12 protein-coding genes are annotated in these 13,087 nt (G+C 70.9%); 4 read left to right on the forward strand and 8 right to left on the reverse strand.

What is annotated here, in order from left to right; all coding sequences use genetic code 11:
- The first annotated feature begins 8 nt into the window (after positions 1-8).
- The 4 genes from VGL85_RS09690 to VGL85_RS09705 all read left to right on the forward strand — a co-directional run bounded on the left by VGL85_RS09690 (position 9) and on the right by VGL85_RS09705 (position 5,478).
- Positions 9-2,177: a calcium-binding protein gene (locus tag VGL85_RS09690; protein WP_331588520.1), complete on the forward strand. Its 2,169-nt coding sequence runs from the start codon at positions 9-11 to the stop codon at positions 2,175-2,177.
- A 132-nt stretch (positions 2,178-2,309) separates the two neighbouring features.
- Positions 2,310-3,353: a UDP-2,4-diacetamido-2,4,6-trideoxy-beta-L-altropyranose hydrolase gene (pseG, locus tag VGL85_RS09695; RefSeq protein ID WP_331588522.1), complete on the forward strand. Its 1,044-nt coding sequence runs from the start codon at positions 2,310-2,312 to the stop codon at positions 3,351-3,353.
- 90 nt (positions 3,354-3,443) lie between these two features.
- Entirely contained in the window at positions 3,444-4,577 is a 1,134-nt protein-coding gene (locus VGL85_RS09700; protein ID WP_331588524.1) for a DegT/DnrJ/EryC1/StrS family aminotransferase, read from the forward strand.
- A gap of 4 nt (positions 4,578-4,581) precedes the next feature.
- Positions 4,582-5,478: a GNAT family N-acetyltransferase gene (locus tag VGL85_RS09705; protein ID WP_331588526.1), complete on the forward strand. Its 897-nt coding sequence runs from the start codon at positions 4,582-4,584 to the stop codon at positions 5,476-5,478.
- On the opposite strand, the gene VGL85_RS09710 is transcribed toward VGL85_RS09705, so the two are convergent.
- From VGL85_RS09710 to VGL85_RS09745, 8 genes are all read right to left on the reverse strand, one after another.
- Complete coding sequence (locus VGL85_RS09710) at positions 5,475-6,062, reverse strand: GNAT family protein (RefSeq protein WP_331588528.1); 588 nt, start codon at positions 6,060-6,062, stop codon at positions 5,475-5,477. The two genes, VGL85_RS09705 and VGL85_RS09710, sit on opposite strands and share 4 nt — an antisense overlap.
- Positions 6,059-6,817, reverse strand: a complete 759-nt coding sequence (locus tag VGL85_RS09715) for a class I SAM-dependent methyltransferase (protein WP_331588530.1) — start codon at positions 6,815-6,817, stop codon at positions 6,059-6,061. The genes VGL85_RS09710 and VGL85_RS09715 overlap by 4 nt, the downstream gene beginning before the upstream one ends.
- Complete coding sequence (locus VGL85_RS09720; protein WP_331588532.1) at positions 6,814-7,611, reverse strand: phytanoyl-CoA dioxygenase family protein; 798 nt, start codon at positions 7,609-7,611, stop codon at positions 6,814-6,816. Before VGL85_RS09720 ends, VGL85_RS09715 begins: the two co-directional genes overlap by 4 nt.
- The gene (locus VGL85_RS09725) at positions 7,604-8,692 is read right to left on the reverse strand and encodes a class I SAM-dependent methyltransferase (RefSeq protein WP_331588534.1); all 1,089 of its coding nucleotides are present in this window, start codon (positions 8,690-8,692) and stop codon (positions 7,604-7,606) included. The genes VGL85_RS09720 and VGL85_RS09725 overlap by 8 nt, the downstream gene beginning before the upstream one ends.
- Positions 8,689-10,395, reverse strand: a complete 1,707-nt coding sequence (locus VGL85_RS09730; RefSeq protein ID WP_331588536.1) for a tetratricopeptide repeat protein — start codon at positions 10,393-10,395, stop codon at positions 8,689-8,691. The genes VGL85_RS09725 and VGL85_RS09730 overlap by 4 nt, the downstream gene beginning before the upstream one ends.
- A gap of 69 nt (positions 10,396-10,464) precedes the next feature.
- The gene (locus VGL85_RS09735) at positions 10,465-11,280 is read right to left on the reverse strand and encodes an aldo/keto reductase (RefSeq protein WP_331588538.1); all 816 of its coding nucleotides are present in this window, start codon (positions 11,278-11,280) and stop codon (positions 10,465-10,467) included.
- Positions 11,281-12,075, reverse strand: coding sequence for a TauD/TfdA family dioxygenase (locus VGL85_RS09740; protein WP_331588540.1), 795 nt, complete (start codon positions 12,073-12,075; stop codon positions 11,281-11,283).
- Between the two features lie 33 nt (positions 12,076-12,108).
- Positions 12,109-13,065: a hypothetical protein gene (locus VGL85_RS09745; protein ID WP_331588542.1), complete on the reverse strand. Its 957-nt coding sequence runs from the start codon at positions 13,063-13,065 to the stop codon at positions 12,109-12,111.
- Positions 13,066-13,087 lie beyond the last annotated feature (22 nt).

Consider the following 13,087-nt stretch of genomic DNA (forward strand, 5'->3'; position numbering starts at 1 on the left):
GAACGCACGTGGCGACCTTCTTTTTCGATCAGATGACGCAGACGGACGCCGATGCGTTCAATGTGAATACGGACACGCTCGTCTTCACGACCGGCACCGCGTCACAGGCGACTGTGCTGTTCAACCCGCTGACCCTGAACAGCGCGCCGAGCGTGACCATCAGCTTCGCCGGCCACACGGTCACCTTCGCCAACGACGGGGTGGCGATCCGCGGACACGCCATCGGGCTGTTCCCGGACGGCTCCGAACTGTTCGTCGGCACGACGGGCAACGACACCCCCAGCCCGAACGGCACGGCCGGTGCGGACGCCCTGTTCGGCGCCGCCGGCGACGACACCCTGAACGGCGGCTCGGCCGGCAATGACCTGCTGCAGGGCAACCAGGGCAACGACACCCTGGTGGCGAGCACCGGGCTGAACACCCTGTTCGGCGGCCAGGGCAATGACGTCCTCGACCTGTCGCACGCCGGCTCCTCGGCCTCGGCCACCAACTTCGCCCAGGGCAACCTCGGCAACGACACCATCACCGGCTCGACCCACGCCGACACCATCCTGGGCGGCCAGGGCGACGACCAGATCACCGACGGCGGCGGAACGGCCGCCGACTTCCTGGACGGCAACCTGGGCAACGACACCGTCACCTCGACCGCCGCGGCCAACGGCGCGACCCTGCTGGGCGAGGGCGGCGACGACAGCCTGGTCGCCGGCAACGGCGGCGCCTCGCTGGGCGGCGGCGCCGGCGACGACACCATCCACGGCGGAACGGGCGCCGACACCATCGACGGCGGCGACGGCAACGACGTGATCGTCGGCGGCGGCGGCAGCGACAGCGTCACCCACGGGGCCGGCAACGCGACGATCACCGTCAGCGGGACCCACGACACCATCAGCACCGGCAACGGCGATGATTTCATCACCTCCGGGACCGGCATCGACCTGATCACCGATTCCGGCGGCAACAACACGATCACCGACGGCGGCGGCGCCAACATCATCACCACCGGGGCCGGCAACGACATCATCCACGTCAGCGGCGCGGGCGACGAGCAGATCTCGGCCGGCGCGGGCGCCGACACCATCACGGTGGCGGTCGGGGTGCACACCATCGACGGCGGCAACGGCGACGACTCGATCGACCTGGGCAACGGCGGCGGCACGATCACCGGCGGGGCCGGCGACGACACCATCACCGGCGTCGGCGACCGCGCCGCCATCGACGCGGGCGCGGGCAACGACCAGGTGACGGTGGGCGCGGGCGGCGGGTCGAGCAGCATCGCGCTCGGCGACGGGACCAACACCCTCACCGACGCCGCCACCGGCGGTCACAACACCATCACCGGCGGGTCCGGCGACGACACCGTGACCCTGAGCAGCGGCGTGGCGGGCACGGGCGGCGACAACATCGCGCTCGGCGACGGCTCCAACACCGCGTCCGACGCCGGGGTCACCGGCGACACCATCACCGGCGGCAACGGCGGCAACAACATCACCACCGGGGCGACCGGCAGCGACTCGATCGCCACGGGCAACGGGGCCGACACCGTCCACTCCGGCGCCGGCACCGACGTCATCAACACCGGCTCGGGGGCCGACCTGATCAACTTCACCGGTCAGGGCGCGATCACCGGCGGCGACGGCGACGACACGATCCAGGGCGCCTCGGCGACCCAGAGTTCGCTGATCGACGCCGGGAGCGGCAACGACAGCATCTCGCTCAGCACCGGGGCCGACACCATCACCGGCGGCGCGGGCAACGACACCATCAGCGCCGGCGGCGCCACCCAGGTCAGCGTGAACGGCCACGACGTGATCAGCGGCGGCGGCGGGACCGACCTGTTCCAGTTCGCCGCCGGCACCTCTCCGGCGAACCAGAACAACGCCGAGGTGATCACCGACTGGACCAGCAACGACCAGATGCAGATCGGCGCGGTCGGGGCCGGCGCCGGCCACCTGTTCAACGGCGACACCGCGACGGCCGCCAACTTCGGCGCCGCGGTGACCCAGGCCAACGCCGACATGCAGGCGAACGCCGGGTCGCACTACATCGTCATCAAGCTGGGCTCCGACGTGGTGGTGTTCGCCGACACCAGCGGCGACGGCTCGATCACCTCGGCCGACGACGCGGTGGTCCTGCAGGGCCGCGGCCTGAACGACGTCGTCGCCGGCGACTTCATCTAGCCGCCCGGCCATGGGCTAAGCGGGGCCGTCCTTCGGGGCGGCCCTTTGCTTTTGGGGATAGCCCCGGCTTTTGGGGATGGGCAAGAATTCGCCCTAGGGCCGCGCCGGCCTTTCCCTTAGACACGAGCGCGCATGAGCGGCCCCGCCATCCTGTTCGTCGTCGACGCCGGTCCCGAGGTCGGCGGCGGCCATGTGATGCGCTCGCTGACCCTGGCCGGGGCGCTGGGCGAGCTGGGCGCGTCCTGCCGCTTCGTCGCCGCGCCGGCCGCCGAGGCCATCCTGGCGGCCTTCGCACCCGAGACGCCGCGCGTCGCGGCCGCCTCCACCGCGCCCGCCGACCTGGCCGACGCCGCGGCGGGCGAGCGCTTCGATGCGGTGGTCTTCGACCACTATGGCCTGGCCGAGGCCGAACATCGCGCCATCGCCAAGGGCAAGCCGACCCTGGTGATCGACGACCTGGCCGACCGGCCGCTGGGCGCGGACCTGCTGCTGGATTCCGGGCCCGCGCGGCGGGCCGAGGACTACACCGGCCTGACGCCGGACCACGTGCGCCTGCTGCTGGGCCCGCAGTACGCCCCGGTGCGGCCGGAATTCGCCGCCCTGCGCGACCAGGCGCTGGCCTGGCGCGGCGAGCCGGTGGGCCGGGTGCTGGTCTCCCTCGGCCTCACCGACCTGGACGGGATCACCAGGCGGCTGGTGGAGCGGTTGCGGCCGAAGGTGAACGAGGTGGGCATCGACGTGGTGCTGGGCGCCGAGGCCCCCAGCCTGGCCAGCCTCTCCAAGATCGCCAGGCGCGACACGCGGATCATCCTGCACCTGGACACCCCGCACATGGCCAGGCTCACCGCCGAGGCGGACATCGCCATCGGCGCGGCGGGCTCGTCGACCTGGGAGCGCTGCGTCCTGGGACTGCCCAGCCTGATGGTGGTGCTGGCCGACAACCAGCGGCAGGCGGCGGCCACCCTGGCCGAGCGCGGCGCCGCCCTGGTGGTCGACGCCACGGGCCCAGGTTCCGAGGGTGGCTTCGAGGCGGCGTTCGACCGGGCGTTGATGCGGCTTCTGACCGACGCGGGCCTGCGCCGCGACCTCGCCGCCGCCAGCGCCGAGCTCTGCGACGGCCTGGGCGCGCCGCGGGCGGCCGAGGTGTTCGTGAAGATGATCGCGGCCCGCGGCTGATCGCCGCCCGCAGCCGAGCTTCGCCAGCCCTAATCGGGCGTTAACCGCACCCGTGTTGCCTTGGCCTTTGGAGTTTTCCGGAGACCAGGCTTGGCCCTGCCCCAATCCGCGCCGAGACCGCAAGCCGAGACCGCGCCCGCGCCGGTCGCGGTGGCGCGTCCGCGCCTGCCGAACGCCGAGGCGATCGTGCCCTACCTGCAGCGCATCGACGAAGCGCGCTGGTATTCCAACTTCGGCCCCCTGCTGATCGAGCTGGAGCAGCGGCTGGCCGACCGCTTCGCGCGGCCGACCCAGGTCATCACCGTGGCCAACGCCACCCAGGCGCTGACCCTGTCGCTGAAGGCCATGGACCTGCCGGTCGGCGGCGCCCATGTGATCCTGCCGGCCTGGACCTTCGTGGCCACGGCGCATGCGGTGGTCCAGGCGGGGCTGAAGCCCTGGTTCGTGGACGTCGACCCCGACACCTGGATGCTGGACCCGGCGGCCGTCGCGGCCCTGGGGCCCAAGCTGCGCGACGCGTGCGCGGTGATCCCCGTCGCGCCCTTCGGCCGGATGCCGGACGTGGACGCCTGGCTGGCCTTCCGCGAGACGACCGGCCTGCCGGTGCTGCTGGACGCCGCGGCCGCCTTCGACACCCTCGCAGACGCGCGCCTGCCCTCGGTGGTCAGCCTGCACGCCACCAAGGTGCTGGGCCTGGGCGAGGGCGGCTTCCTGGCGACGGAGGACCTCGCCCTGGCCGCCCGCGTGCGCGAGCTGACCACCTTCTGTTTCCGCGGCAGCCGCCAGAGCCAGGCGCCCGGCACCAACGCCAAGCTTTCCGAATACGCCTGCGCCGTGGGCCTGGCGGCGATGGACGGCTGGCCCGGCGAGCGGCTGCGCTGGATGCGCGCGGCCCAGATGCTGCGCATCGCCCTGATCGGGCGGCCGCAGGTGCGGTTCCAGCCCGGCTGGGGCGCGGATTGGGTGACCAGCGTCTGCACCGTCGGCCTGCCGGCCGGCGCGGCGGCGCACGTCACCCAGGTGCTGCGCGAGGACGGCGTCGACACCCGCCAGTGGTGGGACCGCGGCTGCCACGCCAGCCCCGCCTTCGCCGATTGCCGCCGCGAGCCCCTGCCGGCCACCGAGGCCCTGGCCGCCTCGACGCTCGGCCTGCCGTTCTCGATCGACATGGACGCCGGCGAGGTGGCCCGGCTGGCCGCCGCCCTGCAGCGGGCGCTCGCCTAGCGCCATGAGCGAGCGCCACCCCCTCGCGTCGCGGGCCTACGCCGAGGCGCTGGCGGGGCGCGAGGCGGTGATCGCGGTTCCCGAATGGGGCGCCCACGTCACCCGCCGGCCGACGCCCGACGGCCTGTGCGACGCCATCGGGACCTATCCGCTGCAGGTGTTCGCGCGCGGCGCGGACCTGGCCGGCGGGCTGCAACGCCTGGCGGCCGAGGGCCTGGTCTCCATGGTGATGGTGCCCGACCCCCTGCTCTGCCCGGCCGCGGGCCTGGCCCGCGACTTCGCGGTCTGCCGACCGTTCAAGACCCATTTCCTGGTCGAGCCCGCGCGGGGCTTCGAGCCCAGCAAGCACCATCGCGAGCGCATCCGGCGCGGCCATCGCCGCTGCGACGTGCGCCAGGTGGCCCTGGGCGACCATCTGGCCGACTGGACGGCGCTCTACGACGGCCTGGTGGCGCGCCACAGCATCACCGGCCCGGCGGCCTTTTCCGAGGCCTATTTCCGCATGCTGGCCGCCGAGCCCGCGATCTGCGCTTTCGCCGCCTTCGTGGACGGCGCCTGCGCCGGCATGACCCTGTGGTTCGAGGCCGAGGGCGCGGTCTACAACCACCTGACCGCCGCCAATGAGCTGGGCTATCGCAACGGCGCGAACTTCGCCCTCTACGACGCCGCCATCGCGCGCTTCATGGACGCCGGCGTGATGAACCTGGGCGGCGGCGCGGGCTTCGCCGACGCCGACGACGGGCTCACCGCCTTCAAGCGCGGCTTCGCCAACGGCGAGGTCCAGGCCCACATCTGCGGCGCCGTGCTGGACCAGGCGGCTTATGACCGGCTGAGCGCCGGGCGCGACGGGACCCGCTTCTTCCCAGCCTACCGCGCGCCGATGGCCGCTGCGGCGGCCTAGGTCCGCGACGCCAACAGGCGATTGGCGTCAGGCGGCAGGTCGAACGTCCATTCCGACTGCAGGAGGCCGAAGAGCATCACGTCTTCGCGCACGCCGTCGCGCAGGTAGGCCTGTCGCAGCACCCCTTCCAGGGTGAACCCGAGACTCTCATAAAGCCGCCGGGCGACCGTGTTGGCGGCGATCACCTCAAGCGTCACCCGATGCAGGTCAAGGCCACGGAAGGCATAGTCGAGCAGCAGGCTGGTGGCCACACGGCCAAGGCCCGCGCCCCTTTCGGTAGGCTCTCCGACATAGACGCCCAACAGGCTGTCGCGCTGAACCCAGTCGATGCCGTGAAGCTGGGCCAAGCCTTTGAAGCCGCCGTCATGACGGATGGCGAAGACCGCTCGGGTCTTCAGGTTCTGGTCGGACACGGCCTTGACCCAATCGGCCGTGGTCTCTGCCCGGACGGGACCCCTGAACCCCCGGATCAGGTCACGAATCTGCGGGTCATTTTGCCAGACGTTCAACTGCTCCACGTCGGAGGCCGTCAAAGGCGTCAGGGTGACACCAGCCCAATCCGGCGTCAGGGCCGGCGCGCTCATCCCTCGCCGCGCCCACAGATCAGATAGATGCTGGCGCAGAGCTCCGGGTACTGCATGCCGAGCTGGTAGCAGCCCTCCATGTAGGCATCCGAAATGATCCCGGCCTCAAGCGCGGCGTCGAACTGGTAGTTGGCCAGGCCCTTGAAGACCAGACCGCCACGCTGGAAGGCCGTAAGACCGGCCTCGCTGACGCAGCGTTCCAGGGTGTCGAACGAGAAGGTGTGGCGGTGGCCGTTCTTCGCCTCGGCCTCGGTGACGGCGGCGTTGTGGGTGATCAGCCCCATCTTCACGGCGATCTGCCGGGACGGCGCCTGGGCGTTGGGCACCAGCAGGAACAGGCGGCCCGTGGGCGACAGCCAGCGACGGATCTTGCCCAGCACCTCCACCGGGTCGTCGAGGTGTTCCAGGGTATTGATCAGGAAGATCGCATCGAACTCTTCGGTAAGATCGCTGGCCTCGAACGTCGAGCAGAAGAAGCGCACGCGCTCGCCGAACCGGGCGCGAGCCGCCTCGACCAGGCTGGGCGCGGCCTCGATCACCGTGAGGTCGTCGTAGATATCGGTCAGCCAGGCTGTGGAGTCGCCCACATAGCAACCCAGCTCCAGGGCGCGACCTGCGGGCAGCAGGGGTTGGAAGGCGCGCATCATGAAGCCGCGCACACGGGCGTCGAAATCGTAGTTGTATTTCCGTGCGCCGAACTGACCGGCTTCCTTGTCGTAGTCGCGCGCCGGCGCGGTGTCGCCTTCAGCCGTCATCCCTGATCATCCTGATAAAGCCGCGTCTCGCGCGGGCGATAGAATTCCTCGTAGGAAGCCGGCGTCATGGCCCGATAGCCGAGTAGTTGGCGCATCTGCGGATTGAGTCCGCGGCCATAGGCCTCGCCGAGGAAGCGAGGGTAGTCCATCTGTTGTTTCATGAAGGCGCGGCTGAAGCTCAGCGTCAGCGCTGCGCGTGGCTGGTCGGAGACATTGGTTCCGGCCGCGTGCCAAAGGTTGGAGTCGAAGAGGACGATGCTGCCGGCCGGTCCGACCAGGCGGTCGGACTGGCTCCAGAAACGGTCCTCGTCCGGCTTGGCAGGCTCGCGATGGGAGCCTGAAAGCACATGGGTCGCGCCGTTCTCCAGAGTGAAGGCGTCGACCATCACCAGCATGTTGATCAGCAGATGGAAGTCGCCGGCGTGAGTTCCAACGTCGCGGTGAATCTTGTGCAGATAGACCTGGGCCTGCGGTCGCACCACCGCCGGGTTGAAGGCGTGCAGGATGTATGGCGCGCCATCGAAATGGCGGGCGACGTGCGGCGCGAGCCAGGCGCGTTCGAGGAAGGCGTCCAGCGCAGGGTACTGCCCGACCGTGTGGTGCGAGGTGCCGTCTGGCTCGGATCGAGCGCCGGAAGCCACCTGACGGCGGCCGCAGTCCTCCACGCTTTCGAGGATCGCTGCACGGATCGGCGCGAGTTCGTCGGCCGGGATCACCCCCTCGAACAGGGTCCAGCCGTGTCCGGCAAGATCGGCCGCCGCGCGATCGGCGAGGTCGAGGCCACCATCAGCCATGCGGCCGGTCCTTCAACTGCAGGAACAGGGCCGGACCCGCCTGGAAGCGGCAGGCGATACGTTCGGCGTTGGCGGTGATGAAGGCGTCGGCGACCTTCTTCGGGCCGTCGCCGAAGGCCCATTCGTAGTCGTCGAAGATGATCCAGCCGCCCGGACGCACGTGCGGGGTCCAGAGGCGGGTGTCGAGTTCGGCGTGGTGCTCGGCGTGGTTGCCGTCGATGTGCAGGACCGCGATCGCGCCTTCGTAGCGGGTTTCGCCGAAGGCCTCGGTGCGGAGGGTCAGACCCGGCCGATAGAGCGCCGCGGCGTCCTCGGCGCGGGCTCGCAGATAGTTCATCTGCCCGGCTGCGATCGGGGCCAGGTTGATCTCGAACATCCGCAACGCCTGGTCGGTGTCGAGCTCGAAGCTGGTGCGGTCCAGCAGGGCGTCCCCCTGACCCATGGCGTCGCTGATCCAGGGATCGACACAGAGCACCTGACCGATGCCATGGCGACGCGCGAGCCATACGAACAGTGTGGCCGAGCGGCCCCACCAGGAGCCAATCTCCACCACGTCGCCCTCGGGCGCGCAGCACATGATCTCGATCACCGCCAGCGCCTTTTCCTCGGCGCACATGCCGGGGACGGTGTTCATCAAGCGGATCAGGCCGATCCGTTCCAGCAAGCCGAGCGGCGCTCGCGGCGGGACGGCGGCGGTGAAATCCGGGGTCCGCGCCGCCGCCACGCGCTCTTCCAGCGCCCTGTAGGCGCGCTCGTGGTCCTGGGGGCGGTCCTCGCCGGTGAGCTGGGCGCCGGGCGCGATCTCGCCCAGGTGTTTTTCCAGGTGGTCCCAGACCACGAAGTGCGGCGCGTGCACCGCGCCCACGCCATGGCGGCGCATCAGGGCGGCGAGCGCGGTGTCGAAGGCCGGGTCGTTGACGTAGGGCAGCTCTTCCCAGGTGTCGTACTGGTCGCGGGCCGGGTCGCCGGGCACGGACGAGGCGCCGATGACGCGCAGGCCGCGCGCCTTGGCGCGGTCGCGGTAGGCCAGGGCGTCCGGCATGCCGGCCGGGAACACCAGGACGGTGGAGGCCGCGCTCACGCCTGGGCCTCCAGCCAGCGGGCGAACATCTGGCGGAACGCCGCCTCCAGCTTGCGGGTGAAGCCGGCCTCGTCGCGATAGGGCGAGGCGTCGAGCGCCGGGCGGATGCGCCCGCGCAGGGCGTTCAGGGCCGTGAAGTCGGCGGTCAGGTCCAGCGCCTTGGCGACATAGTCGTCCCAGTCGGCGGCGATCAGCTCGGTCAGGCCGCAGGGCTCCAGCACCGGCACGCCGATGCGGGCATAGAAATCCTCGCCGCGGTTGGTCAGCACCGGCACGCCGTTGGCGAGCGCGTCGCAGCTGGTGGTGCCGCCGGGGCACGGCGACGGGTCCAGCGCCAGGTCAATGTCCTGGAACTCGCGCAGGTAGTCCGCGCCCTTGGAATGGCCGCGGAATTCGAGCTGTTCGGGCTCTGCGCCATAGGCCGCGAACCGCGCGCGGGTCGCGCGCTGCAGCACCGGATCTTCGAAGTAGGCGTACTTCAGCACCAGCCGGTCGGCTGGCCGGGCGCGCAGGATCAGCGACCAGGCCGCCACCGTCATCTCGCTGAGCTTGGCGGGATTGTTGAACGAGGCGAAGGTGACGTAGCCGTTCTTCAGGGCCGGCGTGCGGACCAGGTCGGGGCGGTCGGCGTGCGGGCGGAACGGCGCCATGATCGGGCCCAGGCGCCACACCGTCTCGGTGAAGTACTGGTCGGTCCCCGGGATATCCATGCTGTCGGCGTGGAAGACATAGTCCATGGACGACAGGCCGGTGGTCTGGACGAAGTTGATCCAGGCGATCTGGATCGGCGCCGGGCGGCGCGCGAATGCGGTCAGCCGGCTGCCGGCGTTGTGGCCCCAGGTGTCGATCAGGATGTCGATGCGGTCCGCCCGGATCATGTCGGCCAGCTCGGCGTCCGGAACGCCGTCGATGGCGCGGAGCCGGCAGTGGTCCGGCAGGGCGGCCTCGCCCGCCGGATCGGCGCAGTAGAGGAACACCTCGACGGCGTCCGGGTCGTGCGCCTCGAGCACGGGCAGCAGGAACTGGGCGACCTGGGTGCGGGTGAAGCTCGGCCCCACGTAGCCCACGCGCAGCTTGCGCTCCGGGCTGCGGTCGTTGGCGAAAACCGCCTGGGCCGGCGCATGAGGCGCGGCGTAGAGGTCGGCCCAGCGGCGCGCCTCCTGCGAGACGCGGGCCAGGCCGTCCGGCGCGTGGAACAGCGAATAGAGCATGAATTCGTGGATCTGCGGGGCGTTGAAGAGTTCCGCCCCGGCCTGGAAGACCGCGGCCGCCTCGTCCGACCGGCCCTGGTGCTGCAGCGACAGGCCGTAGCTCACCATGGTCTGGGCGTTGAGGTTCTGGACGTCGAGCGCGCGGCCCAGGCAGAAGCTGGCCGGCCCCATCATGTTGGCGGCGTAGAGCTGCAGGCCCACCTGGGCGCAATAGCCCTTGTCGTCCTGGATGCGCGCCATGTCGACGCCGGCGCCGCGCAGGCAGGCGATGGCGTGCAGGTTCCGCGCGTCGTTCAGCGTCTCGGCCGCCGCCTTGGGCTGCGCGGTGGCGACCAGGGCGCTGTAGAGCCAGTAGCGGCTCTCGTGGTCGGCGGGCTGGGCCTGCACGGCCTCGGCGAAGCGCTGCGCGGCCTGGGCGGGATCCCCGGCGGCGAGCGCCGCGCGGCCTTCGGCGATGGGGTCGCGGACCGACAGGTTCAGCGGGGCGGACATACGGGCGGCGACTCCGGGAAACTCGTCCCCGAACGTCGGCGATTATGGTTAATGCCCGTTGAAGGCGGCTTAAGCCAAGGCGCGGCGGAAGGCGTCCGGATCGGGGGCGGTGTGGGCCGCGGCGATGGCCTGGTCGGCCTGGCGGACGTCGGACAGGCTGACCACGATGGCCGCCGTGGCGGGATGCAGCAGCGGAAAGCGCAGGGCGGCGTCCACCCGCGCCGGATCGTGCGCCAGGGCCCCGGCGAACAGCGGGCGGAGCGCGACGAAGCCCTGCCCGCGCGCCGCCACGGCGTCCAGCCACGGCGCCGCCTCCAGCTCGCTGGGGTTCAGGTAGTCGACCAGGCCGTCGACGAAGGGCTCGCAGAGCGCGGCGGCGCGGAAGGGTTCGCTGTAGGGGAACATCCCCAGGGCGCCGATCTTGCCCTCGGCCTTCAGCCGCTCGGCGGCCTCGGCGACCGCGTCGCGGTCCCGCCGCAGGATCGCCAGGCGCGGAGCATCCTCGTTCGGCGTGTGGCGCACCATCCACTGAACCACGTCCACCCGCCCGGCCGGCAGTTGCTGTAGCAAGGCCTCGATGCGCGCCCGGAACGCCGCGCCCGAAAAGCCGGTCTCATCGAAGTGCGGCGCGCCGATCTTGGCGATCAGCTCGATCGGCGCCGCGGGCCGCGCGGCGCGCAGGGCCGCCAGCGCCTCGCAGGCGAAGGGATGGCTCTCGTACTCGTGCGAGACGTGGAAGCTGGTCACCCCATGGTCGCTGAGGTGCAGCAGCAGGGCGAGCGCGCTCCCGGCGTCGAACTTCGGCGGCGCCAGCCGCATGGTCCCGAAGGCCAGGGCGCTGAGCTCGACGCCCGCGGCGCCGAACGATCGGCGCGGAACCAGCATCTAGGCCGCTAGGGCCTGGCCGGTGAAATAGGTCTTCCACAGCAGGCGGTCGCCGCTGTGTTCGGCGGCGAAGTCGCGCCGGCCGTGCAGCACCTCCTCGTCGCGGAAGAAGACCGTGTCGCCGGCCTCCAGCCGGAAGCTTTCCACCGCGCCGTCCTCGATCATCTGCTCCAGCAGCAGGCGGAAATCCTCACGCAGCCGGTCCACGGCCCCGCCCTGGCCGGGGAGCACGCGGAAATAGTTCCAGTTGATCTTCAGCCGGCCGTCACGGCGGGAGAGGACGGTCGTGGTGCGCCCGCGTTGACCGGCCTTGCCGAACCGTACCGGCAGGCTGGTCAGGGCCGCATAGAGGCCCGGCGCATTGGCGCTGGCGTACTGGGCCACGGTGGCGGCGTCGACGAACAGGCTTTCGCCGCCGGACCGGGCCTGGCGCTCCAGGTAGAACAGGGCGATGTCGCGCACATGGTCCGGCGGCACATAGGCGCCGTCCGAATGCAGCGGCTGGCCGACCTTGTGATGGCGATAGGTGTCGGCGCGATCGGGTTCGAAGCGCACGTCCATCCATGCGCCCGGCACGATCCTCAGTTCGCCGGTGACGCTGTCCTCGATGGTGTCGGTGGCCTCGCCCACCGCTTCGCCGACGCCACGCCAGAAGACCAGCGGATCGCCGGACGGCCGCACGTTGCGCAGCCGCAGGACGCCGGTGTCCGCCATCTCGGCGCACACCAGATCGCGCAGGGCCTTCGCGTCCATCGCGCCGGCGTCGATCACCTTCAACCAAGTCTTGGCCGCCATGGCCCGTGCTCCTCGATGATGCGTCGCGGCCGCCTAGGCCCGGTTGACGGTGTTGGCCCTGATCACCGCCGAGCCATCGGCGGCGAGATCCTTGCGGGTGTCGGCGAGGCTCAGGGGCCCGCGCAGCGTGGCGTTCACCCGCTCGAGGCCCACCGGGCCGGCGTGCTTGCGCGCGATCAGGTAGCGCAGGGAGATACGCTCGTGATCGGCGGCGTCCGGCTGGGTGCCGTGCAGGGTGCAGGCGTGCCAGACGGCGGCGAAGCCGGTGTCGCCGGTGAGGATCTTCTGGCGGGCGACCACGTCGCCGTGCTCGCCGTTGCGGTAGAGCCAGTCGGTGTCGCCGATCCGCGTCAGATTGTGCGGGAACATCGAGCCGCCCAGCGCATGGCTGCCCTGCAGAAGGTAGAGCGGCGCGTCGGCGTGGGTGACCGGGTGCAGGTAGATATAGAGGGTCAGGAAGTCGGCCTCGCGGGCCTTGTAGTCGATCAGGTCCTGGTGGAAGTCGATGCCGTAGAAATAGGTCACGTCGCGGAACTGCGGCCGCACATAGGCGCCCAGGTTGTTCACCGGATTGCCGAGGATCCGCTCGCGCAGCCAGGCCGGCACGGCGCTGGCGGGCACGCCGCAGACCACTTTCTTGTTGAGGATCTCGTAGCCGGGGCCGATGAGGGCGCCGATCCCCTCGACGATCTGCGGATCGTCTTCCACGAAGCCCAGCCGGTCCTCGAACCGTTCCAAGAGGTTGCGGCCGGGCCTGGGATTGACGCCGGTGTATTGCGGGTCGGCGTCGAACTCCTCCTCGGAGAGGAACAGACCCGCGCCGAAATCGCGGGTCGCCTTGATCCGCGCCAGGAGGTCGGCGCAGGCGTTCGGGTCCAGCGGCTGGTCGAACAGATGCGCGCCGTCGCGGATGAAGTCCTCCACCATGGTCTCGCCCAGGCGTGGCCGGGAGGCGGCCTGGATCTCACGAGGCTTCGGCATGGCGGTCATCGGACGGTCTCCCGGCAGGGAT

Origin of the sequence: Phenylobacterium sp. (genome assembly GCF_036501465.1) — a bacterium.
Taxonomy (GTDB): Bacteria; Pseudomonadota; Alphaproteobacteria; order Caulobacterales; family Caulobacteraceae; genus Phenylobacterium.

Bases quoted from the DNA above. Each gene is read 5' to 3' on its own strand.
- pseG (WP_331588522.1), top strand. From the start codon at position 2,310: ATGAGCGGCCCCGCCATCCTGTTCGTCGTCGACGCCGGTCCCGAGGTC.
- VGL85_RS09710 (WP_331588528.1), bottom strand. From the start codon at position 6,062: ATGAGCGCGCCGGCCCTGACGCCGGATTGGGCTGGTGTCACCCTGACG.
- VGL85_RS09715 (WP_331588530.1), bottom strand. From the start codon at position 6,817: ATGACGGCTGAAGGCGACACCGCGCCGGCGCGCGACTACGACAAGGAA.
- VGL85_RS09720 (WP_331588532.1), bottom strand. From the start codon at position 7,611: ATGGCTGATGGTGGCCTCGACCTCGCCGATCGCGCGGCGGCCGATCTT.
- VGL85_RS09740 (WP_331588540.1), bottom strand. From the start codon at position 12,075: ATGGCGGCCAAGACTTGGTTGAAGGTGATCGACGCCGGCGCGATGGAC.
- VGL85_RS09705 (WP_331588526.1), top strand. From the start codon at position 4,582: ATGAGCGAGCGCCACCCCCTCGCGTCGCGGGCCTACGCCGAGGCGCTG.
- VGL85_RS09730 (WP_331588536.1), bottom strand. From the start codon at position 10,395: ATGTCCGCCCCGCTGAACCTGTCGGTCCGCGACCCCATCGCCGAAGGC.
- VGL85_RS09745 (WP_331588542.1), bottom strand. From the start codon at position 13,065: ATGACCGCCATGCCGAAGCCTCGTGAGATCCAGGCCGCCTCCCGGCCA.
- VGL85_RS09735 (WP_331588538.1), bottom strand. From the start codon at position 11,280: ATGCTGGTTCCGCGCCGATCGTTCGGCGCCGCGGGCGTCGAGCTCAGC.